Raw genomic sequence first — 21841 nt, 5'->3', positions numbered from 1 at the left:
GGCGGGCGAGCCTCACGGTTGCCTTGCGGGGTCGGCGCATACTTGTGTGAGCGACCTCAGCGATGAAGGCCTCGTCGCATCGGTTTGGGTGCGGCATGCAGCCAACACGAGACCTCACGCAACGTGCCTGGAAGATAGCTCGCGCGGCTGGGCTTCGGAGTGCAATCAGACCGCGCTCGCCATTCCAGAGTCATCACCCGATGTCCGAAGTCGGGCGTGCTTAGGGACAGGTGATAGCGCCGAGTCGATCACGCCGTTGGAGCGCGACATCTAACGCCGCGGGAAGGCTCTCGGGCGGGAGCGGTTGGCTATGCGGGTGCGGTAGTAGAGACTTCCAAGACCCAGCATTAGCATGAGGGCGAGGCTCCCGATAAGTGCGGCAACTGCGAGGGGGGCTGAACCGGAGACTTCCGACGGGTTGTCGTACTTAACCTTTTCGAGGTCGTGGGCAGCTTCGGGCGTAGGTGACGAAGTGGGTATGGAGGTGCTTGTCTGCGGTTGCTGGGGCGTGGTCGGCACTTCGGGGGTCAGTGACGGGCTCGCTACCGGTGACACCTCGTCGGGTTGGGTGTTTTTGGCGCTGCCGTAGCGCGAGCTGCCGCCACCGGATTCTGCCGGAGTAGTTGTCAAGGTTGGTTTTTCAGATGACGGTTGGGGTGGAGCATCTGGCGACTCACTATCGACGGGCGTAGTGCTCGGTACCTCTCCGGAAATCGGAGGCACGGGTGCGATTGTTTCTTCGGTCGGATCGGGAGCGGGTACGTCCGTCGGTGGCACGACCGGTACTTCAGTTTCCGACATGGGCGGCGATTCTTCGGCCCAGGCGCTGACAGAAGGTGCGATTGTTGCAGATGCCAACGACAGTGCAATTGTTGCCGCAGTGATGGCTGTGGCCGAGAATATGAATCTGTTCATCAGGCGTTACGTCCCTACAGCGTCATGGTGATTGCAGCGAAGCCGGCGATTGCCGCGGCGGCCGCGGCGAGAACAAGAAATGCATATTGGAGTCCCTTGCGACTGCGCCCACGTCGAAGCAGTGCTTTGTGCCCCATCTGTTCGGGGCGGATTTTAGTCACAGTGCAGCTTACGGCGAACGGGCTTGCGGTCGTTTTAGCCCGGCGTCCCCAGGGAAAGCGACCACGCGAGTACCGTCATGCGTTAGCGTTCGTAAGTGATTGATTCAACCGCACGCGCCGCTGCTGCCCCCACTCGACCGCGTCGATTGAAGCGCCGCGCGCGGCGCTGGCTGGTCACCCTTGCGGTGTTCGTTGGCCTGGTCATCGCGTTCGGCGCAGCCGGCGGATGGGTGGCCTCACGAGCGCTAACAGCGAAGTCGGAGCTGGAGAAGGCACAGACCCTCGTCGGCACATTGAAGACACAGGCCGCCGCCATGGACTTTGTAGGGGTCGGCACTACCTCCACGAAACTTTCGGCGGTTACCAGTAAGGCGGTTGATCAGACGCAGGACCCGGTTTGGCGGGCCGCGGAGATCATCCCCGTCGTCGGGGTTAATCTCACCGCGGTGCGGCAAATGGCCGAAGCGGTCGATGTCGTGGCGAAGGACGCCGTCGCGCCCATCGCTACGGTCGCCTCCGGCTTGAATGCGGCGTCTCTGAAGCCTGTCGACGGAAAGATCAACCTCGCACCGATCGTGGACCTGAACGCAGCGCTCATCACGGCGGGCACCGCGCTTGATTCGGCGGCGGGGTCCGTGGGCAAGATCGAACTTGACGGAACCGTCGGGCAGGTCAACGAAGCCGGAACGAAGCTCACCACCATGCTCGACAGCGCAGCAACCAGCGTGAGGGACGTGAGCTCGATTAGCTCAGTGGTTCCCGAGATGCTCGGCGCCTCCGGTCCGCGTAACTACATTCTGATGTTCCAGAATCTTGCCGAGACGACGGCTCTTGGCGGAACTGCCGCTGCGCTGACCGAGGTCACTGTCGACGCAGGGCAAATCAGCATTGCCCGGCAGGCATCGAGTCAGACGTTCCCGTGGCGTGACGGTGAACCGGTCATCGCGGAGGATCCCAAGCTGGCGGCGCTGTACAGCCCGCTCATCTACACCCGGCTGAACCTCGCGACGAGCCGACCCGATTTCCCCACTGCCGCCCAGATCACCCAGGCGTTCTGGCAACAGGACCTCGGCGGAACCGTCGACGGTGTCATTTCGATCGACCCAGCCGCGCTCGCACACATGCTCGGCGCCACCGGCCCGGTCGCCATGAGCACCGGGGACGTTCTCACGGAAGACAATGCGGTCGCCCTGCTGCTCAACGAGATCTATTTCCGCTACCAGGGCAAGAACGGGCCCGACCAGACCGACGCCTTCTTTGCGGAGGCGGCAATGACGATGTTCAACGCCGTGACCAATTCCCAAGGCGAACCCTTGGACATGTTGAATGCCGTTTCCCAGGGCGTAAATGAGCACCGCATCATGGCGTGGAGCGCGCACCCTGAAGAACAAAAGATTATCGAAGGCACCACGTTGGCCGGGATCCTGCCCACCACGAATGAGCTCTCCACAACGGCGGGTGTTTTCTTCCGTGACACGTCGACGTCGAAGATGGACTTCTATCTGGAGACTGGTGCGTCCCTCAGCACCGACATGTGCACCTCGGCGACTCCAACCTTCACCACGACAGTGAATCTTCACTCCACCCTCACTACTGAAGTAGGGGCAACACTGCCGGCCTACGTAGCTAGCGGCTACTGGGGCGCAGACCTATTCCGCACAGAGGTGTACGTCTACGGCCCTCCCGGCACGACGTACGTCTCCTCTGGCGCCGCCGCGGGAGCAGTCCTGGACACCACCACTGACGACCTGGGCAGACCTGTCGCGAAGTTCACCGTCATGCTTGCCCCCGGTCAAACCAGCGAGGTTGCGGTCACGTTCTCCGGCCCCGACGGCACGTATGCTGCACCCGAACTTCGAACGACCCCGATGCTGAACCCGACTACAGTCGCTGTGGATGCCCCTGGCTGCAAGTAGCTGACCGCCGCAGGGGACCCTCCTGGCGCGGCAGATAGACTTTGGCTCATGGGCAATAACGCATGAAAATATCTGTGATCGGTTGTGGCTACCTCGGTGCCGTGCACGCTTCGGCCATGGCCGAACTTGGCCACGAAGTTGTGGGTATCGACGTTGATGAGGAAAAAATTGCGGCGCTCAGTGCCGGGCGTACCCCTTTCTTCGAGCCGGGCCTGCCCGAGGTGCTCACCTCGGCTTTGGCGACGGGCCGGTTACGATTCAGTACCGACATCGCCTGTGCCGAGGGTGCAGAGGTGCACTTCATCGCCGTGGGTACCCCGCAGAAAAAGGGCAGTCATGCCGCCGATTTGCGATACGTGGACGCGGCGGTGGCGGCGCTCCTGCCGCATCTGAACCCAGGTGACCTAGTCGTGGGAAAGAGCACCGTGCCTGTCGGAACAGCTGCGCGGCTTGCCGCGCTCATCGAGGCCTCTGCAACAGGCGGGTCTCTCGCCTGGAACCCCGAATTTCTTCGGGAGGGATTTGCCGTGCAAGACACCATCGCACCCGATCGCCTGGTCTACGGTGTCTCTTCGGGCGAGGCCGGCGAGCGTGCAGTCGCCCAACTCAACGAGGTGTACGCCTCCGCCATCGCCACCCAGACGCCACTCGTGGTCACCGACTACGCCACCGCCGAGCTCGTCAAGGTCGCGGCCAACGCGTTCCTGGCGACAAAAATCAGCTTCATTAACGCGATGGCCGAAATCGCCGAGGTGTCCGGTGCCGACGTCACCCAGCTCGCCGACGCCATCGGCCATGACACGCGTATCGGCCGCCGCTTTCTCAACGCCGGTGTTGGCTTCGGTGGCGGCTGCCTGCCCAAGGACATTCGCGCGTTCACGGCCCGCGCCGAAGAGTTGGGCCGCGGCGAATCCGTCGCCTTCCTCAAGGAGGTCGACGCCATCAACCTGCGCCGCCGCCAGCGGGTCGTCGACCTCACCGTCTCGGCCCTCGACCGCCCGGTCTACAACGCCAAGGTTGCCGTGCTCGGGCTCAGCTTCAAGCCGCACTCCGATGATGTGCGCGACTCGCCCGCCTTGGATGTAGCTGTGCAGCTGCGCGGCCTCGGCGCCGACGTGGTGGCCACCGACCCACAGGCGATCGAGAATTCCCGTTTTCGTCACCCTCAGATCACCTACTCCACCGATATCGAGGCGACGTTGCGCGACGCCGATGCCGTTGTGCTCGTCACCGAATGGCCGGAATTCAAGTCGATCGACCCGGAGTGGGCCGCCGGACTGGTGAAGAGCCGCACCATCATCGATGGCCGCAATACCCTTGATGCAGCAGCTTGGCGAGAAGCCGGCTGGACCTACTACGGATTGGGCCGACCTTAAATGGCATTGAACCACCCTCGCTTGGTCGCCTTCGACCTCGATGACACCCTGGCACCCTCGAAGTCGCCGATCGACCCGCGCATGGCCTCGCTGTTCGTGCAGCTGCTGAGCGTGGCCGAGGTGTGCGTGATTTCCGGCGGACAATTCGCGCAGTTCACCATGCAGGTCGTCGACAACCTCACCGACGTTGACGACGCCACACTGGCGCGCCTGCACCTCATGCCCACCTGCGGCACTCAGTACTACCGCCACCGCGCGGGGGAGTGGGAGCAGGTGTACGCCGAGAACCTCACCGACGACCAGAAACAGCGTGCCCTCGCCGCCGTCGAGGCCACCGCTCGTGACCTCGGCTATTGGGAAGCCGAACCCTGGGGCCCGATCCTTGAGGACCGCGGCTCGCAGATCACGTTCTCGGCTCTGGGTCAGGCCGCACCGGTGGCCGCGAAGACCCAGTGGGACGTCGACGGCGCCAAAAAGACAGCCCTGCGCGAAGCCGTTCAGGCGCAGCTGCCTGACCTCGAAGTACGCTCAGGCGGCTCGACGTCGGTGGATATCACCAGGCGCGGAATCGACAAGGCCTACGGCATGACGCGCCTGGCCGAGCTCACCGGCATCCCCCTTGACGACATGCTCTTCGTCGGAGACCGGCTCGACGAGAACGGCAACGACTACCCGGTGAAGGCTCTCGGCGTCGACTGCGTCGCTGTGGAGAACTGGGAAGACACCGCGGCTTTTCTGGATACGCTCGTTCCTGCCTTAGCCCGCTAGAAGTCGACAGGGCTTGCCTCCAGCTCATACTCGTGTGTTGATATACGCACACCCTGTATGACTGGAGGCAACCCGATGCCCAATGTCCTGGCCGGCCTATCGCCGCGTTCACTGTTTGCGCAGCGCGGTCATCGTTGCCGCCAATGCGGCACCCCGATTGATGACCGGGGGAGGTACTGGTGCTCCGAAGAATGCGAGGACTACTGGGTCGACGACTGCCTGTAAGGGCTACTCGTCGTTGAGGTCCGCGGCTACGCGTTCGCTCTGGTCCGGACAGCTCTTGGCGGCGGACTGCTCGAGCACGCGGTGCGCCAGCTCAACTCTGGCTTCCTCGGAGAGGCCCTCAGTGGCGTAGGTGGCCAGTACCTTGTCGACGGCGTCGTTCAGGTCGAGGTCAGGGCGCTCGGCCAGGTTGGTGCAGACCACCTGGCTGTAGAGGTTCACCATGGCCTTGGTCTGCTTGTCGAGCAGCTGCGGCTCCGTGAGCGCTGTAGCGGTCGGGGTGGGCGTCGGTGATGCGGTTGGCGTTGCTTTGCCCATCGTGGTGGCGGCAGTGCAGCCCGAAAGCAGGATGACGCCAAGGAGAACAGTAACCGGGGCTATAAGACGCATTCGGCGAGCTTACCCACTAGGTAATGACCAATGGCAGTGCGGCCGAGGGGCGTCACATCGTTTGATAGGCGGCTACGGCAAGAGCGGCCACGCCGACGGCGGCGATGATGATGATGACGAAGAGGCGGACGGCAAGCATTCCGTTGCTGTGTTCCAGTCGTCGGTACCAGCGCCTGAGCCGACGAGTCCGTCGGCGGATTCCCATGCAGCGAAGCTAATTGACGAAGGGGCAGTTTGGAACCCACGAGTTCCCCCCCCCAATTCGGGCGTGACTCGAACGCGGATCACTATCCGGGCCCGAACCGGCGGTCTATGGTGTGCGCACCGTTACCCGACCGGTCCGCAGGAGGCAACCCGAATGCCCGAAGTGCAGAATGCTCTAACGCGCCATCAAGCTCCGCCACCGCCCCGCCGCCACGGCTGGCGGATTGTCTTTGTGCTGTTCAGCGTGTTCACGGTGGTGGTGCTGGGGGTGGCGGCGGTCACGGTGTGGAATCTGTCGCGCAGTTTCGAGTCGGTGGAGAAGATCAGCGAGGCGTTCCCGGCCGATGAGACGGCGCGACCGCCCGCGGCGACCGGCGCCGCGGCATCCGCGATGAATATTCTGTTGCTGGGCTCCGACAGCCGAGGTGACAGCACCGGGTCGATCGCGAACCTCAGCGGGCAACGCTCCGACACCATCGTGATCGTGCACGTGCCCGCGGACCGCAAGACCCTGTCGGTGATGTCGATTCCCCGGGACAGCTGGCTGGAGATCCCCGGCTACGGCGAAGCGAAAATCAACGCGGCGCTGTCATACGGCGGGGTGCCGTTGGCGGTGCAGACGGTGGAGGGGCTGCTGGGCTCACGGATTGATCATGTGGCAGTGGTGGACTTTGCCGGGTTCGCGGCGCTGACGGATGCGCTGGGCGGGGTGGACATCGACAACCCGATCCCGTTTGAGTCGTACCATCTGTCGGGGCGCACTTTCCCGCAGGGACTGCAGCACCTCAACGGCACCGAGGCGCTGGCCTTCGCCCGGGAACGGTACGCGTTCGCCGATGGCGACTTTCAGCGGGTGCGCAATCAGCAGCTGCTGATCAGCGCGCTGCTCAGCGGATTGATGCACAAGTCGGTGCTGGGGAACCCGACCACGATGGGCGGAGTGATCGAGGCGGTTAGCCCCAACCTGGCGATTGATGAGGAGCTCTCGGCCACCGACCTGGTGACCCTGGGGGTGGAGCTGCGGGACGTGCGGGAGGGTGACGTGAGCTTCTTCACCATTCCTACCGCCGGCACCGGGACGTCTGCGGACGGGCAGTCGATCGTGAACCTGGACTGGGCGGCGCTGCCGGCGCTGCAGGAGGCGTATCGGAGTGATTCTCTCAGCGGGGTGGTGCCGGCGGTGCAGGCGGCGGGATGAGGGCGAGCTGGGGGGAGCGGGCGGTGACGGCGGCTAGCAGAGTTAGGGCCAGGAGGGCGCCCAGGGCGGCGCCGGCGGTGTTGGCGATCACGTCGAGCGGGGTGGCGAAGCGGGCGGGCAGGAAGACCAGCTGGCCCAGCTCGATCAGGCCGCTCGCGGCGAAACCGGCCAGAATGGCCACCCACCAGCGTGCCGAGCCCAGCAGAACCACCCCCAGCAGCCCCACAGGCAGGAATAGGGCGATGTTCGCGGTGAATTCGACCAGCGCGTAGTTCACCCAGCCCGGCACGCCGTGGGCGTGCAGGCGGGCCAGCAGGCTGGCGATGCCGTGCGAGGCGCCCCGGTCCACCGGGGTGGGGCAGAACGCGATCAGGGTGAGCGTGAGCAGGTACCCGGCCGCCAGCCAGCGGGCGGCCCGGCGGAGGGCGGCGTGGCGTCGATCGGCCAGGGTGGGTGCCAGAGCGCTCACGTGACCTCCCAAGGGCTGCGGGTCACGGCCTCCGGCATGGTTCAGAGCGGGAGGTCATCACCGTCAACGGACCAAGCATTCAGAGTAGCGAGGCGAGGCTGGGAGGCCAACGTGTGCCAACCGGATGGCGCTCAGCGGCCGCCGTGCACCTCGACGCGCTTGGGCAGCAGGAACACCAGCAACAGCGCCACCACGCTCAGTCCGGCACTGACGGCCATGGCCAGGGTGGCGCTGTGGGTGAAGCCGGCGGCGACGGCATCCGCGCCAGGGCCGGCCACCACCAGGGTGCCGAAGAACACACTGCCCACCACGGCGATGCCCGCGGCGCTGCCCACCCGCTGCATCACACCGATCACACCACTGGCGGCGCCGGCCTCGGAGGGGTCGACGGTGGCGACGATGAACGCCACGTTCGGCGCGATGAAGCACCCGCTGCCCAGGCCCGCGATGAACAGCGGCGGCAGCAGGATCCAGTTGGTGAGGTCGGCGGGGACGGTGAGCAGCAGCACCAGCCACACCCAGATCAGACCCACCGTGACCAGGGCCACACCACCGACGAGCACGGTGCGCCCCAGGCGCTCGGTGAGCCGGTTGCTCTGCGACGCGCCCAGGATCGAGCCGATCGCGAACGGGATCGAGACCAGGCCGGATTCCAGCGCGGTGTGGCCGAGGCCCGCCTGCCAGAGGATCGAGATGGTGAAGAAGATGCTCGTGAATGCCGCGAAGTAGACCAGGGCCAGGATGACGCCGCCGGTGAACGCCGGGTGCGAGAAGAGATGCGGCGGCACGAGCGGGCTGCTGCCGCGTTTGGTCAGGGCCACCTCCCAGGCACCGAACGCCACGATGAGCAGCACCCCGGCGGCGAGCACCAGGTAGGTCCAGAGCGGCCAGCCGCGGTCCTGGCCCTCGATCAGCGGCACCAGCAGGGCCACCAGGCCGGCGGAGAGCAGCAGCAGGCCCACCCCGTCGACGCGGGCAGCGGCCGGCGCGCCGGGCGCGGAGGCGGTGCCGGTGCCGGTGGGCAGCAGGATGGCGGCGGCGATCAGCGCGACGATGCCGATCGGCAGGTTCACCCAGAAGACCAGGCGCCAGCCCTCTTCCACGCCGAACGCCTCGATGATCAGGCCGCCCACGATGGGGCCGAGCGCGGTGGAGACGCCGATGACCGACCCCATGATGGCGAACGCCTTGCCGCGGGACGCCGCCGGGAACATCAGCTGGATGACGGCCGTGACCGCGGGCACGAACATGCCGCCGGCCAGACCCTGCACGACGCGGGCGATGATCAGCTGCAGGTCGTTCTGGGCGAGCCCGCAGGCCAGGCTGGCGACGGTGAAGAGCGCCAGGCCGGTGAAGAAGACCCACTTGTGGCCGATCCGGTCGCCGATGCGGCCGGCGGGAATGAGGGCCAGACCGAACGCCAGGGCGTAGCCGGAGATGATCCAGGACAGGGTCGCCTCGGAGGCGTCGAGGCTGGTGCGGATGCTGGGCAGCGCCACGTTCACGATCGTGGTGTCGAGCAGGGCCATGAACATGCCCGCCATCAGCACGATGAGGGCCTGCCAGGCGCGACGGGACACCTTGGTGTCTGGGGCGGATGCGGGGGAGTCGGTCATGTCGTGGCCTTTCCAACGCCGGCAACTGGTGAGAACAGAAAAACCCCCACTCACTTGAGTGGGGGTTTATTTCTGTCGGGGTAACAGGATTTGAACCTGCGACCTCGTCGTCCCGAACGACGCGCGCTACCAAGCTGCGCCATACCCCGATGGTCCTGTGGACCTCGTCAAGTATAACCCCATCGGGTGCCCGGGTTTCGACCAGGCCTAGCCGGGCGGGGCGGACTTGCCGACGACCACGGTCACGGTGCCGCCCGGGGCGGTGGGGGTGCCGGCGGCGGGGGTCATCGAGAGCACCTTGCCGTTCTGGCTGGCATCGGTCACCGGCTGCTCGCTGGCCACCACCCCGAAACCGCTCAGCGTGCCCTTGGCCTGGTCGAGGGATTGCCCGACCACGTTCGGCAGCAGAATCTGAGAGCCGTTGCTGGAGAACACCGTGACGGTGGCTCCGGTGCTGGTGCTGGCGCCACCGGCGGGGTCGCTGCGCGACACTGTGCCGGCGGGCAGCTCCGAGTCGGTCACGCCGCCGTCGAGGAAGCCGAATCCGGCGCCCTCAATGGCGTCCCGAGCCGCATCCACGCTCATACCGCGTACGTCGGGCACGGTGACCTGCACCCCGCGGATGAGGTTGTTGGCAGCCTGCTCGAACTCCTCGCCGCCGTACTTGGCATTGGCCACGCCCATGATCTCCGGCCAGATGCGGTGCCGGGCGGTAGCCGCGGAACCGCTGTCGAAGTCGAGGTTGCGCTGGTTGTTGTCTTTTCCGGTGACGCTGACCACGCCCACGACGGTCGCGACCTCGGTGCTGGCCCCGCTCATCCAGGTGTCGTTGGAGCCGTCGGTGGTTCCGGTCTTACCGATCATGTCGACCCGCGGTGAGGTGTTTCGGTACGACTGCCCGGCGGAACCCTGGGTCATGACCCGCTCCATGGCGTACGCCATACCGGCGGCCACTTCGGGCTCCACCGACGCGGTGCAGGTGGACACGGGCGCGGGAATTTCCACACCGTCCGCACCGATGATCCGGTCGATCACGATGGGGGAGCAGGTGATGCCCTTGTTGGCGATGCCGGCGAAGGCCACGGCCATGCTCAGCGGGGCGACCTCGTTGGTGCCGAGCACCGAACCGGCGCCCTTCTGCAGTGGGTCGCCATCCGCCCGGTGAACCCCGAACGACGTGGCCATGTCGCGGATCTTGCAGAGGTCCAGCCGCTTGGCCATGCCGAGGAAGCCGGTGTTGATCGAGTCGATCGTCGATTCCAGGGCCGAGTAGTTGCGGCCGGCTTCGTTGGAGTCGTTGCGCGGGTTATAACCGGGGAAGCTCTGGGCGCCGTCGCAGTAGTCCTGGAAGGTGCCCCAGTTGGACTTGCGTGCGGAGTCGACCCGCTCGCCGAGCGGGTGGCCCTCCTTGAGCCACTCGGCCAGGGTGAAGACCTTGTAGGTGGAGCCGGGCTGGAAGCCCAGCGAGCCGCCCTGGTTGAAGTCGGTGTTGTAGTTGATGCCGGTGTACTCCGGGCCAGGAGCGACCTCCAGCTGGGTGTACAGCTTGTTCTGCGCCATCGTGAGCACCCGGCCGGTGCCCACTTCAACGCTGGTCGCCACGGCGCCCACGTCCCAGCCGTCGTAGGTCATCGGCACGTTCTCGGCGATGGCCGCCTCGGACGCCATCTGCAGCTCGATGTCGAGGGTGGTGTAGATCTGGTAGCCGCCGCGACGGAAGTTCGTCATGCGGGTGTCTTCGTCTGCGCCGAAAGTGGGGTCGGTCTTGAGCTGGTAGGTGACGTAGTCGCAGAAGTATGCGGCGCCACCGGCGGTCTGGCAGCCGGTGCTGGGCTCGGTGATGGCCGGTTCGATCGGGCTGGCGACGGCGGTGTCGTAGTCGGCCTGGTTGATCTTCTTGTGCTTGAGCATCTCGCGCAGGATGTAGTCGCGGCGGTCCTTGTTGGCGGCGTACCCGTTCGCGGCGCCGTTGGTTTCGCTCTCGGGCTCGTCCAGGCGGAACTTCTCAGGGTTGTTCACGATCGCGATGAGGCTCGCGGCCTGCGGCAGGGTGAGGGTGGCGGCGGTGGCCGAGAAGTAGTACTCGGCCGCGGCCTGGATGCCGTACACGGTGCCGCCGAAGCCGGTGATGTTCAGGTAGCCCTGCAGGATCTCGTCCTTGCTGTACTCCTTCTCCACCCCGATGGCCAGCCGCATCTCCTTGAGCTTGCGTTCCTCGGTGGGGTCGGTGGCCTCCTCGAAGCAGGCCTGAAGCTCGTCCGGGTCGGGCATGACCTCGCACTTTTGCACCAGCACGTTCTTGACGTACTGCTGGGTCACCGATGAGCCGCCCGAGGTGGGCCCGCCGGTGAACTTGGCCAGCGCCGCCCGCATGGTGCCCTGCAGGTCGATTCCGCCGTGTTCACGGAACCGGGGGTCCTCACCGGCGACGACGGCGTCCTGCACGAACAGGTTCATGGCCGCCAGAGGAACTTCAACCCGGTTCTGGTCGTAGAACGAGGCGAGCTCGTAGGGGACTCCGCTGTTCGGCACCGCATAGATGGTGCTCACCTGCGACAGCTCGTCGATCTTGAGGTAATTCGGCAGGTTCTCGAAGGCGTTGATCGTGCTGCTCGCGGCCAGACTGGAGATCGCGAGCGCCGGGGTGATCCCGACGGTAATCAGCAGGCCGGCGACAGCGCTCATCGCCACGAAACCGGCGAGTCCCCCGATGACGCCGGAAAAAGTTCTCTTGGAATCCCCCATAAGAGCGAGCCTAGGGGATCGCCGGGGGACTCGGACGAGCCAAGCCACCCCAGAAGGGGGTCGTGGCTACGCGGCGGTGAGGGTGAGCAGGGTCGCCTCCGGCGGGCAGGCGAAGCGCACCGGCGCGTAGATCGAGGTGCCCAAACCCGCGGAAACATTGAGGTACGCGGTGCGCAGCCCCACACTCCACAGGCTGAGTCCCTTCACCTGACGGCGGGGAATATCACAATTGGTTACCAAAGCGCCGAACTTCGGCACGCACACCTGACCACCGTGGGTGTGCCCGGCCAGCATCAGCTGGGCGCCGTGGTTGATGAAGGAGTTGAGTACCCGCTGGTACGGGGCGTGCACCACACCCACGGTCAGCGTCGAGCGCCGGCCGGCCGGTTCTTCGGGGTCCGGCCAGGTCTCCTCGGTGAGCGGGTCGTTGCCGCGCATCTCGTCGATGGCTCCGGTGATCAGGTCGAGCCGGTCCCGGCGGATGTGCGGGTCATCGACCCCGAAGATCTCCAGGTGGGTGCCGTTGATGTCCAGCGCCTCAGCGGCGTTGTTCAGGTCGGTCCAGCCGAGGTCGGCGAACACCCGGTGCAGGTCGTCGGTGTCAAGCTCGACGTGCCGGCTGCGCAGCATCGACGGGCCGCCGAAGTACTTCAGCGGGTTCTTGGGCTGCGGGCCGAAGAAGTCGTTGGAGCCGTTCACGAAGATGCCCGGGATGCCCTTGAACGGTTCGAGGGCGTACTCCACGCCCGCGATGCCGTCTTCGTGACCCAGGTTGTCGCCGGTGTTCACGACGAGGTCGGGCTTCAGCGCGGCAAGACCGCGCACCCAGTCCTGCTTGTCGCGCTGCCACGGGGCCATGTGCAGATCGGAGAGGTGCAGCACCGTGATCGGGTCGGACCCGGGCGCGAGCACCGGAACCGTCACCTCACGCAGGGTGAACCGGCGGCGTTCCACGAGGGAACCCCAGGCGAACGCCGCCAGCCCCGCCGTGGTCACGGCGGCGGCGGAGGCGACGATGGCGCGCGCGGCGCTCAACCCGCCGCTCCCATCTTGCCCACCACGAGGGCGACCGAGCTGCCCCGGGATGCCGGGGTGCCGGCGGTCGGGGTCATCGCGATCACCTTGTTGTTCTGGTTGGGGTCGGTGACGGCCTGGTCGGTGGTCGTCACGGTGAAGCCGGTGAGCGTTCCCCTGGCCTGATCAAGGCTCTGGCCGGTCACGTCGGGCAGCAGGATCTGGTTCCCGTTGCTGGAGAACACCGTGATCGTGGCGCCGTTGCCGGCCGACGCGCCGGAGGCGGGGTCGGTGCGGGCCACGCTGCCGGCGGGCAGCTCGGAGTCGATCACGCCGCCGTCGGCGAACTCGAAGCCGGCGCCCTCGAGCGCGGTCTGGGCATCCGCCATCGACTGGCCACGCACGTCGGGCACGGGCACCTGAGCGCCCTGGATGACGTTGGTCGAGGCCTCAGAGAACTCGTCTCCGCCGTACTTGGCGTTGGCGACGCTCATGATGTCCGGCCACATGCGGTGCCGGGCGGTGGCCGCGGAGCCGCTCTCGAAGGCGTAGTCGCGGGACCGCTGGTTGGCCTCACCGGTGACGGCGACGACGCCCACAACGGTGGCGACCTTGCTGCTCGCGCCGGTCATCCAGGTGTCCTTGGCGCCGTCGGTGGTTCCGGTCTTGCCGATCATCGGCACCTTCGGGTAGGTGGAGTCGTTGGACTGGGTTGCGGAGCCCTCGGTGAGTACCCGCTTCATGGCGTACGCCATGCCGGCGGCCACGGATGGTTCAACCGACTGGTTGCAGGTGGAGGTGGGCGGTGCGATCTCGGCGTCGTCCGGTCCGACGATGCGGTCGATGACCACGGCCGAGCAGGTTTTGCCGGCGTTGGCGATGCCGGCGAAGGCCACGGCCATGCTCAGCGGGGCGATCTCATTGGTGCCGAGCACCGAGGAGGCACCCTTCTCGAGCTCGCCGCCATCCGCCCGGTGCACCCCGAAGGACTCAACGGTGTCGCGGATCTTGCAGAGGTCAAGCTTCTTGGCCATTCCGATGAAGCCGGTGTTGATCGAGTTGATGGTCGACTGCAGGGCGGTGTAGCCGGTGCCGGGCTCGTTCGCGTCGTTCTTCGGGTTGTAGCCGGGGAAGGTCTGCGGGCCGTCGCAGTAGTCCTGGAAGGTGCCCCAGTCGCTCTTGCGGGCCGAGTCGACGCGTTCGTTGAGCGCGTGACCCTCCTTCAGCCACTCGGCGAGGGTGAATACCTTGTACGTGGAGCCGGGCTGGAATCCGCTCGAGCCGCCCTGGTCGTAGTCGGTGTTGTAGTTGACGCCGGAGTACTGGGCGCCGGTGGCCTGCACCTCGGGGTCCTGGCTGTAGGTCTTGTTCTGCGCCATCGTGAGCACCCGGCCGGTGCCCACCTCAACGCTGGTGGCCACAGCGCCAACATCCCAGCTGGCGGTCTGCGGCACGTTCTCGGCCATGGTGGTCTCGGTGGCCAGCTGCAGGTCCAGGTCGAGGGTCGTGTAGATGTCGTAGCCGCCGCGACGGAAGTTCATCATGCGGGTGTCTTCGTCTTCGCCGAAGGTCGGGTCGCTCTTGAGCACGTGGGTGACGTAATCACAGAAGTAGGCGCTGCCGCCGGCGGTCTGGCATCCGGTGCTCGGCTCGGTGATGGTGGGCTCGATCGGGGACGCGATGGCAACGTCGTACTCCTCCTGGGTCACCTTCTTGTACTGCAGCATCTCGCCCAGGATGTAGTCGCGGCGTTCCTTGTTGGCGGCGTACCCGTTTGCGGCGCCGTTGGCTTCGCTCTCGGGCCGGTCCAGACGGAACTTCTCCGGGTTGTTCACGATGGCGATCAGGCTGGCCGACTGGGACAGGTTGAGGTTCGCCGCGGTGGTGTTGAAGTAGTACCCGGAGGCCGCTTCAATGCCGTACACGCTGCCGCCGAAGAGAGTGATGTTCAGGTAGCCCTGCAGGATCTCGAGCTTGCTGTATTCCTTCTCCACACCGATGGCCAGACGCATCTCCTTGAGCTTGCGCTCAGGAGAGGTTTCGGTGGCCTCGTCGTAGCAGGCGTCCAGCTTGTCCTGGTCGTTGAGCACCTCGCACTTTTGCACGAGAACGTTCTTGACGTACTGCTGGGTGATGGATGATCCACCCTGGGTGCCGCCGCCGGTGACGGTGGACAGGGCGCCACGAATGGTGCCCTGCAGGTCCACGCCGCCGTGCTCCTCGAAGCGGGGGTCCTCGCCGGCGACCGCGGCATCCTGCACGTACTGGCTCATGCTCGTGACCGGCACTTCGACGCGGTTCTGGTCGTAGAACGACGCCAGCGCGTACGGGGCGCCGTTGCCGTCGATGGCGTAGATGGTGCTCTTCTGGGAGAGCTGGTCGACCGTGAGGTAGTTGGGCAGGTTCTCGAACACGTTGATCGTGTTGGTGGCCGTCATGCCCGATACGGCGAGGGCGGGGGTCACGGCAACGGTGACGAGGACACCGGCGACGGCGCTCATCCCAATAAAGCCCAGGAGGCCGCCGAGCGCTCCACTAACCGTACGTTTTTTGGCAAACATACAATTGAGCGTAAGGGACACAACCTGAAAAATCGCCTGAATCGGAGCCGCATGACTGCCTGGGAATACCTCACCACCCCGCTGATGATCCACAACACAGCCGCCATCCTCAACAACTGGGGCTCGGAAGGTTGGGAGCTTGTGCAGGTCGTCACCGGCCCGGAAGGTGGACTTGTCGCCTACCTCAAGCGCCCCGTCGCCGGCTCGACCGGCGCCTGATCGTGTCGCAGATCGAGGCCCGTCTGGCCGAACTGGGCATTGAACTCCCGACGGTGGTCCCGCCGGTGGCGTCGTACGTTCCCGCCGTGGTGAGCGGGTCGCTGGTGTTCACCTCCGGCCAGCTGCCGATGGTGGCCGGCCTGATGCCGGCCACGGGCAAGGTCGGGGACGGCGAGGGCCTCGTGTCGGCCGCGGACGCCCAGGGCTACGCCCGGCAGTGCGCGCTCAACGCGCTCGCCGCCATCCAGAGTGTGATCGGCTCGCTGGACCGGATCACCCAGGTGGTCAAGGTCACCGGGTTCGTCGCATCCGCCCCGGACTTCACCGGCCAGCCCGGCGTGGTCAACGGCGCCTCCGATGTGCTCGGCGAGATCTTCGGCAGCATCGGTGTGCACGCCCGCTCCGCGGTGGGCGTGGCCGTGCTGCCGCTGGACTCGCCCGTCGAGGTGGAGCTGACCGTCTCCTTCGCTTGATCTCACCGTCGCGAGCTGTGACTCAAGCGCCTTTCCAGAGAGTTTTTCGGTGCTTTTCTCACAGCTCGCGACCTTGTCGTACAGCCTCGGGGCGCGGATGCCCGGCCGAGAACCTGGCCCCGACCCGACCCGCCAGCGTCTGCGCGGGCAACTCCACCCAGCGGTACATCAGCTGGGCAAGCACCAGGCTCAGCGGCACCGAGACCAGAGCGCCCCACCACCAGTGCTCCGGCCCGAACAGCTGCGCGAAGGTCACCACGATGGGGAAATGCACGAGGTACAGGCTGAAGCTGATGGTTCCGAGCCAGGCCAAGAGGCGCCCGCTGAGCATCCGCTGCACCGGCGGCCACAGCGCCACGGTCGCCACGATCAACACCGCGCCCGGCACCCGCAGCGACAGGGCCACGCTGTTCCACGGCTCGGTCAGCGCCGGCCGCAGCAGCCAGTACGCGATGAGCAGCACCGGCCCGAGCACGGCGATCGCCGCCCAAACCAGGGTGCCGCCGCGCCGACTGACCAGCCGGGTCGACCAGGCCAGGAGTGACCCGTGGTTGGCCGCGAGCAGGGCACCCAGGCCGAACGCCGGCAGGTACATCAGCGGCTCGATGCCGAGCAGGTACCCCGAGGTGGACGTGGCCATCAGCAGCGCCACCCAGGCCAGCGTCCACCGGCGGCTGGCCACGGCGAAGATCACGCCGACGGGCAGCAGCAGCGAGAACCACATCTCCCAGGCCAGCGACCAGAGCGGCGGGTTGACGTCGGGTCGGCCGGTGAAGCCCAGGATGCTGGCCTCGCGCAGCAGATTGCCGATGCCGAGGTCGGGGCTGCCCTGCTTCGCCATCCACGCGCCGCCGGCGCCGGTGCGCGGCACGAGCAAAATCCACGCGGCGGCCAGGCCCACCGACACGACCACCGGGATGGCCAGCCGGACGATGCGGCGCGGGTAGTACGCCAACCAGTCGTAGCCGGGCGCCTCCGCGGGGGGCCGGGTCCACTGCAAGCGCCGCAGCGGGGTGAGCACCAACACGAACCCGCTGAGCACGAAGAACACCAGCACGAACTCCGGGCCGGCGAAGAGGATCTTCAGCGGCGACAGGGTGACCCACCAGGCGGGGGAGAACACGGCCACGTCGGCACTGGAGCTGTACGCGGCCGAAATTGCCGGCGCGGTCATCGACACGTGGTGCACGAGCACGATCACAGCGGCGACCCCGCGCAGGGCGTCGAGTCCGCCCATCCGGTTGCGGGAGGTATCTCGAGACATTTGGCCCACGGTATGGGGCGTTCGTGAACGTTTACTCCGAGCCCACCCGCCCGAAGGCTCGCGAACTGCGAGAAAAGCACCTTCCCGGGCGTTCGGAAGGTGCTTAACTCACAGTTCGCGAGCGAGGAGCGGGGCTAGCGCATGCTCTCCGAGATGATCTGCATGATCGAGGTGTCGGCGAGGGTGGTGGTATCGCCGATCTCGCGGCCCTCGGCCACATCGCGCAGCAACCGCCGCATGATCTTGCCCGAGCGGGTCTTGGGCAGCTCGTTCACGATGTGGATCTCCCGCGGCCGGGCGATCGCCCCGATCTGCAACGTCACGTGCGCGCGCAGCACGGCGCTGATGTCGGCGTGCGACGCCGCATCCGTCTGGCTGAACTTGATGATCACGAACGCCACCACGGCCTGCCCGGTGGTCTCATCGTGCGCGCCCACCACCGCGGACTCGGCCACCATGGGGTGCGCCACCAGCGACGACTCGATCTCGGCGGTGGACAGCCGGTGCCCGGAGACGTTCATCACGTCATCGACCCGGCCGAGCAGCCAGATGTCGCCGTCGCGGTCGAGCCGGGCGCCGTCGCCGGCGAAGTACAGCGGACCGTTCGGGGCATCCTGGAACTTCTCCCAGTAGGTCTCGATGAAACGCTCCGGGTCGCCCCAGATGCCGCGCAGCATCGACGGCCACGGTCCGGTGACCACGAGCAGGCCGCCGTTGCCGTGCCCCACGTGCTCGCCGTCTTCACCGATCACGTCGATGGAGATGCCGGGGATGGCGACCTGCGCCGCGCCGGGCTTGGTCTCGGTGAGGCCGGGCAGCGCGGAGATCATGATCGCGCCGGTCTCGGTCTGCCACCAGGTGTCCACCACCGGGGTGACGTGGTTGCCGATCACCTCGCGGTACCACATCCACGCTTCCGGGTTGATCGGCTCGCCCACCGAGCCGAGCAGGCGCAGGCTGGTCAGGTCGAACTTCTGCGGCTCCTGTCGGCCGATTTTCATGAACGTGCGGATGGCGGTGGGCGCCGTGTACAGGATGCTCACCTTGTGCTTCTCGATGATCTCCCACCACCGGCCGGGGTGCGGGGTGTCGGGGGTGCCCTCGTAGAGCACCTGCGTGGCGCCGTTGGCCAGCGGCCCGTAGACCACGTAACTGTGGCCGGTGATCCAGCCCACGTCGGCGGTGCACCAGAACACGTCGGTCTCGGGCTTGAGGTCGAAGACGTTCTTGTGGGTGAAGGCCACCTGGGTGAGGTAGCCGCCGCTGGTGTGCAGGATGCCCTTGGGCTTACCGGTGGTGCCGGAGGTGTAGAGGATGAACAGTGGGTTCTCGGCCGGGAACGCCTGCGCCTCGTGCTCGCCGGAGACGGCGGCGAGCTCCTCGTGCCACCACTTGTCGCGTTCGTTCCACTCCACGTCGCCGCCGGTGCGGTTCACCACGAGCACGGTGCGCACCGAGGAGTCGCCGCTGGCCAGGGCCGCGTCGACCGCGGGCTTGAGCGGGGTGGCCCGGCCCTTGCGGTAGCCGCCGTCGGAGGTGATCACGACCACCGCTTCGGCGTCGTCGATGCGGGAGCGCAGGCTCTCGGCGCTGAAGCCGCCGAAGATCACCGAATGCACGGCGCCGATGCGGGCCACGGCGAGCATCGCCACGACGGCCTCGGGGATCATCGGCAGGTAGATGGCCACCCGGTCGCCGGCGCGCACGCCGAGGCTGAGAAGCACGTTCGCGGCACGTTTGACCTCCTCGGTGAGCTCTGCATAGGTGATCGAGCGGGTATCGCCCGGCTCGCCCTCCCAGTGCAGCGCCACCCGGTCGCCGTTGCCGGCGAGCACGTGCCGGTCGAGGCAGTTGTACGCCACGTTGAGCTCGCCGTCGTCGAACCACTTGGCGAACGGCGGATTGGTCCAGTCGAGGGTGCGGGTGAACGGTTTGTGCCAGTGCAGGAGGTCGCGGGCCTGCGCGGCCCAGAAACCAAGCCGATCTGCTGCGGCATCCGTGTAAAGAGCCTCGGTCGCCACTGATGTCGCGGCAAACTCCGGAGACGGCGGGAATCGGCGGGTTTCGTGGAGAAGATGGTCGATTTGCACGCTCATGATGGTTCGCTCCTTTGCGAGTTCAGGCGGTGGCGGGGCGCCGCGGCGGACCCGTCCCTGAACCCTACACGGCGGATACGCCCGTTCCGAGGACAAATTTCCCCGGAAGAACGGCCGGTTTTCTGCTCAGGATATTTTTGAAATCGTGCTCTCACGGGCTCATATTTTCGTGTCCTCATTTAGGGGGACCCGGAGGACTTGCGGATCTGATTTTCCCAAGTATGCTTATCAATGTCTGAACGAAAGTTTTGACCTGTGGTGTGTTGGTTCCCCCCAATCAACGCACTGCCGAGGCGGCACCTGTTCCCCCCAATAGGTGCCGCCCCCCTCTTTTAACAGCACGCTCTGCGCCTCTCAACGACGCACCCGTGCTTTCCCCGCCCGGCTCTGGCGCCCCCCGCGTGAACCGTGCAAACTGCGTGACCCGCTGTACCGCAATATCGCTGTATCGGCCCCCTCCAGGCAGAACCGTTGCCCGGCCGGACAACTGCGCCCCGCACACCGGGCGCAGTAGTCCGTCCGGGCAACAGTTGTCTCTGCACCCTGCCCGCTCCCGCCTCGTCGGTCGAGCTTGTCGGGAGCCGTGACACGCGCGCACGACGTGCCCGCCTCGTCGGTCGAGCTTGTCGAGACCCCGTGACGTGCGTGTGTGCCGTGCACCGCCGCTCCTCCACAGCCCCGTCCTCACCGGCCACCTCACACCACCGGATGCGCCACGGCGCCCGCACCCGCCCGCCCGCTAACGTGCCCGCATGCCAGAGCCCTTCGTCGCGGTGCCCTCCTTCCTCAACCGGTCCAGCGCCCTCACCGTCAGTACCGACCCCGATCGGGCAACGCTCGGGGGAGAGCGGCCGCAGCCCTCCTATCCAGCCGCGTGGCTGGACGCGGAGACAGACCCACCTCGCGACCGCGCCCTTGACCGCAGCCTCGACCCCATCCCGCCGCAACCTCCCCGCACCGACCTCTCCGTGCTCGGTCCGCTCAGCCGGTTCGCCCGCGACCCCGCCGTCACCGACCTCTTCGTGAACGGGGATGCCGGCCTCTGGCTCGACGCCGGACGCGGGCTGGTACCCGCGCCGGACTGGCACGGCGACGAGCGGAGCATCCGTGACCTGGCGGTGCGGCTGATCGCCCTCGGCGGCCGGCACATCGACGAAGCCAGCCCCTGCGTCGACGTGCGGCTGGCCGACGGCATCCGGGTGCACGCCGTGCTGCCGCCGGTATCGAGCACGGGCACGCTGCTGTCGATTCGGTTGCCGCGAACCGAGAGGCTCAGCCTCGACGCCCTCGCCGCCGGCGGCCTGTTCGGCCACGGTGAGGACGCGGCCGCCCAGCTGGGCCGGTTGCGCGCGGCGGTGCTCGACCGGGAGAACCTGCTCGTGACCGGTGCCGCCGGCAGTGGCAAGACCACCCTGCTCGCCGCGTTGCTCGGCGAGGCGCCCGCGGCCGAACGCATCGTGGCCATCGAGGATGTCGCCGAGCTGCGCATCAACCACCCGCACGTCGTGGCCCTGGAATCCCGGCAAGCCAACCTCGAGGGTGCCGGCCGCATCGGCCCGGACAGCCTGCTGCGCGAGGCGCTGCGGATGCGTCCGGACCGGTTGGTGCTCGGCGAGTGCCGGGGCGTGGAGATCCGTGAGCTGCTGGCCGCCCTGAACACCGGCCACGACGGCGGCGCCGGCACCCTGCACGCCAACTCCCTGGCCGATGTGCCCGCCCGGCTCGAGGCGCTCGGCGCGCTCGCCGGGATGAGTCCGGCGGCGGTGGCCCGGCAGACCGTGAGCGCGATCGGGCTGGTGTTGCACCTCGAGCGGCGGGGCGGCCGGCGGCGCCTGGCGCAGGTGGGCCGGTTCACCCTCGACGCCGCCGAGCGTCTCGCGACGGTGCCCGCGTGAGCCGCCGACGCGCCGCTCCGCCGCCGCCGATAGAGGAGGTGGCCCGCATCGCCGAACGTCTGGCCGTGCTGCTGTCGGCGGGGGTGTCGCCGGTGTCGGCCTGGGACTACCTGCTGCCGCCCGGGCCGACCGGTCGTGCCGAGCCGTTTGACCCGTCGGTGGTCGACCGTGCCGGGCCACCGGGGCCGCCGGCGGCGCGGGGGACCCGCCGTGTGAAGGCCCGGGCCGATGCCGAGCGGGCGCAGCACAGCATCTTGGCGGCCGCGGGACGCGCGGCCCGCAGCGGCGACGACGTGGCCGACGCCATCGCGGACGCGGCCGCCGGGCTCCCTGACCAGC

Annotated in this window: 16 protein-coding genes, 1 tRNA gene and 1 pseudogene; 9 read left to right on the top strand and 9 right to left on the bottom strand. The window is 67.0% G+C overall.

Going from position 1 to position 21841, the window contains the following annotated elements; genetic code table 11:
• The first annotated feature begins 799 nt into the window (after positions 1-799).
• The 4 genes from E3O60_RS18405 (at position 800) to E3O60_RS03520 (ending at position 5136) form a co-directional block, all read left to right on the top strand.
• Positions 800-946 carry a hypothetical protein gene (locus tag E3O60_RS18405; RefSeq protein ID WP_166788946.1) on the top strand — a complete coding sequence of 49 codons (147 nt, stop codon included), beginning with the start codon at positions 800-802 and terminating at the stop codon, positions 944-946.
• Between the two features lie 225 nt (positions 947-1171).
• Complete coding sequence (locus E3O60_RS03530) at positions 1172-2992, top strand: DUF4012 domain-containing protein (protein WP_134497126.1); 1821 nt, start codon at positions 1172-1174, stop codon at positions 2990-2992.
• Between the two features lie 62 nt (positions 2993-3054).
• On the top strand, positions 3055-4368 hold the full coding sequence (locus E3O60_RS03525; protein WP_134497124.1) for a UDP-glucose/GDP-mannose dehydrogenase family protein: 1314 nt from the start codon (positions 3055-3057) through the stop codon (positions 4366-4368).
• A 6-nt stretch (positions 4369-4374) separates the two neighbouring features.
• Entirely contained in the window at positions 4375-5136 is a 762-nt protein-coding gene (locus E3O60_RS03520; RefSeq protein ID WP_088457852.1) for an HAD-IIB family hydrolase, read from the top strand.
• Between the two features lie 228 nt (positions 5137-5364).
• Here the strand turns inward: E3O60_RS03520 and E3O60_RS18400 are convergent, their stop codons facing one another.
• Positions 5365-5748 carry a hypothetical protein gene (locus E3O60_RS18400; RefSeq protein WP_166788945.1) on the bottom strand — a complete coding sequence of 128 codons (384 nt, stop codon included), beginning with the start codon at positions 5746-5748 and terminating at the stop codon, positions 5365-5367.
• Positions 5749-5809: 61 nt separating this feature from the next.
• Between E3O60_RS18400 and E3O60_RS03510 the strand changes: the two genes are divergently transcribed.
• Positions 5810-7150 carry an LCP family protein gene (locus tag E3O60_RS03510; RefSeq protein ID WP_166788944.1) on the top strand — a complete coding sequence of 447 codons (1341 nt, stop codon included), beginning with the start codon at positions 5810-5812 and terminating at the stop codon, positions 7148-7150.
• Here the strand turns inward: E3O60_RS03510 and E3O60_RS03505 are convergent.
• The 6 genes from E3O60_RS03505 to E3O60_RS03480 form a co-directional block, all read right to left on the bottom strand.
• Positions 7113-7619: a VanZ family protein gene (locus E3O60_RS03505; protein ID WP_166788943.1), complete on the bottom strand. Its 507-nt coding sequence runs from the start codon at positions 7617-7619 to the stop codon at positions 7113-7115. The genes E3O60_RS03510 and E3O60_RS03505 overlap by 38 nt on opposite strands.
• Before the next feature lie 131 nt (positions 7620-7750).
• Complete coding sequence (locus E3O60_RS03500) at positions 7751-9235, bottom strand: DHA2 family efflux MFS transporter permease subunit (RefSeq protein ID WP_134497116.1); 1485 nt, start codon at positions 9233-9235, stop codon at positions 7751-7753.
• A 75-nt stretch (positions 9236-9310) separates the two neighbouring features.
• Positions 9311-9384, bottom strand: a tRNA-Pro gene (locus E3O60_RS03495).
• Between the two features lie 58 nt (positions 9385-9442).
• Positions 9443-11980: a transglycosylase domain-containing protein gene (locus tag E3O60_RS03490; RefSeq protein ID WP_088455177.1), complete on the bottom strand. Its 2538-nt coding sequence runs from the start codon at positions 11978-11980 to the stop codon at positions 9443-9445.
• A 66-nt stretch (positions 11981-12046) separates the two neighbouring features.
• On the bottom strand, positions 12047-13015 hold the full coding sequence (locus E3O60_RS03485) for a metallophosphoesterase (RefSeq protein ID WP_103462074.1): 969 nt from the start codon (positions 13013-13015) through the stop codon (positions 12047-12049).
• Positions 13012-15495, bottom strand: a complete 2484-nt coding sequence (locus E3O60_RS03480; protein WP_241980069.1) for a transglycosylase domain-containing protein — start codon at positions 15493-15495, stop codon at positions 13012-13014. Before E3O60_RS03480 ends, E3O60_RS03485 begins: the two co-directional genes overlap by 4 nt.
• 111 nt (positions 15496-15606) lie before the next feature.
• Here E3O60_RS03480 and E3O60_RS18395 point away from each other — a divergent pair, with 111 nt between their 5' ends.
• Positions 15607-15774 carry a hypothetical protein gene (locus tag E3O60_RS18395; protein WP_165787876.1) on the top strand — a complete coding sequence of 56 codons (168 nt, stop codon included), beginning with the start codon at positions 15607-15609 and terminating at the stop codon, positions 15772-15774.
• Positions 15775-15776: 2 nt separating this feature from the next.
• The gene (locus E3O60_RS03475) at positions 15777-16247 is read left to right on the top strand and encodes a RidA family protein (RefSeq protein ID WP_134408484.1); all 471 of its coding nucleotides are present in this window, start codon (positions 15777-15779) and stop codon (positions 16245-16247) included.
• A gap of 58 nt (positions 16248-16305) precedes the next feature.
• Here E3O60_RS03475 and E3O60_RS03470 read toward each other — a convergent pair whose 3' ends face one another.
• Both E3O60_RS03470 and acs read right to left on the bottom strand, forming a co-directional pair.
• A complete protein-coding gene (locus tag E3O60_RS03470) occupies positions 16306-17511 on the bottom strand; it encodes an acyltransferase (RefSeq protein ID WP_134408485.1) in 1206 nt (401 codons plus the stop codon).
• 134 nt (positions 17512-17645) lie between these two features.
• The gene (acs, locus tag E3O60_RS03465; protein WP_134408486.1) at positions 17646-19607 is read right to left on the bottom strand and encodes an acetate--CoA ligase; all 1962 of its coding nucleotides are present in this window, start codon (positions 19605-19607) and stop codon (positions 17646-17648) included.
• A gap of 752 nt (positions 19608-20359) precedes the next feature.
• Here acs and E3O60_RS03460 point away from each other — a divergent pair.
• Entirely contained in the window at positions 20360-21502 is a 1143-nt protein-coding gene (locus E3O60_RS03460; protein ID WP_134497112.1) for a TadA family conjugal transfer-associated ATPase, read from the top strand.
• Positions 21499-21841, top strand: a pseudogene (locus E3O60_RS18390) (hypothetical protein); the annotation flags it as partial. The gene E3O60_RS03460 and the pseudogene E3O60_RS18390, both read left to right, overlap by 4 nt.

The sequence above is a fragment of the Cryobacterium sp. TMB1-7 genome, from assembly GCF_004402435.1.
Lineage (GTDB): Bacteria > Actinomycetota > Actinomycetes > Actinomycetales > Microbacteriaceae > Cryobacterium > Cryobacterium zongtaii.
Note: the sequence above shows the minus strand (reverse complement) of the source record. Positions and strands in the feature narration are given on the sequence as shown.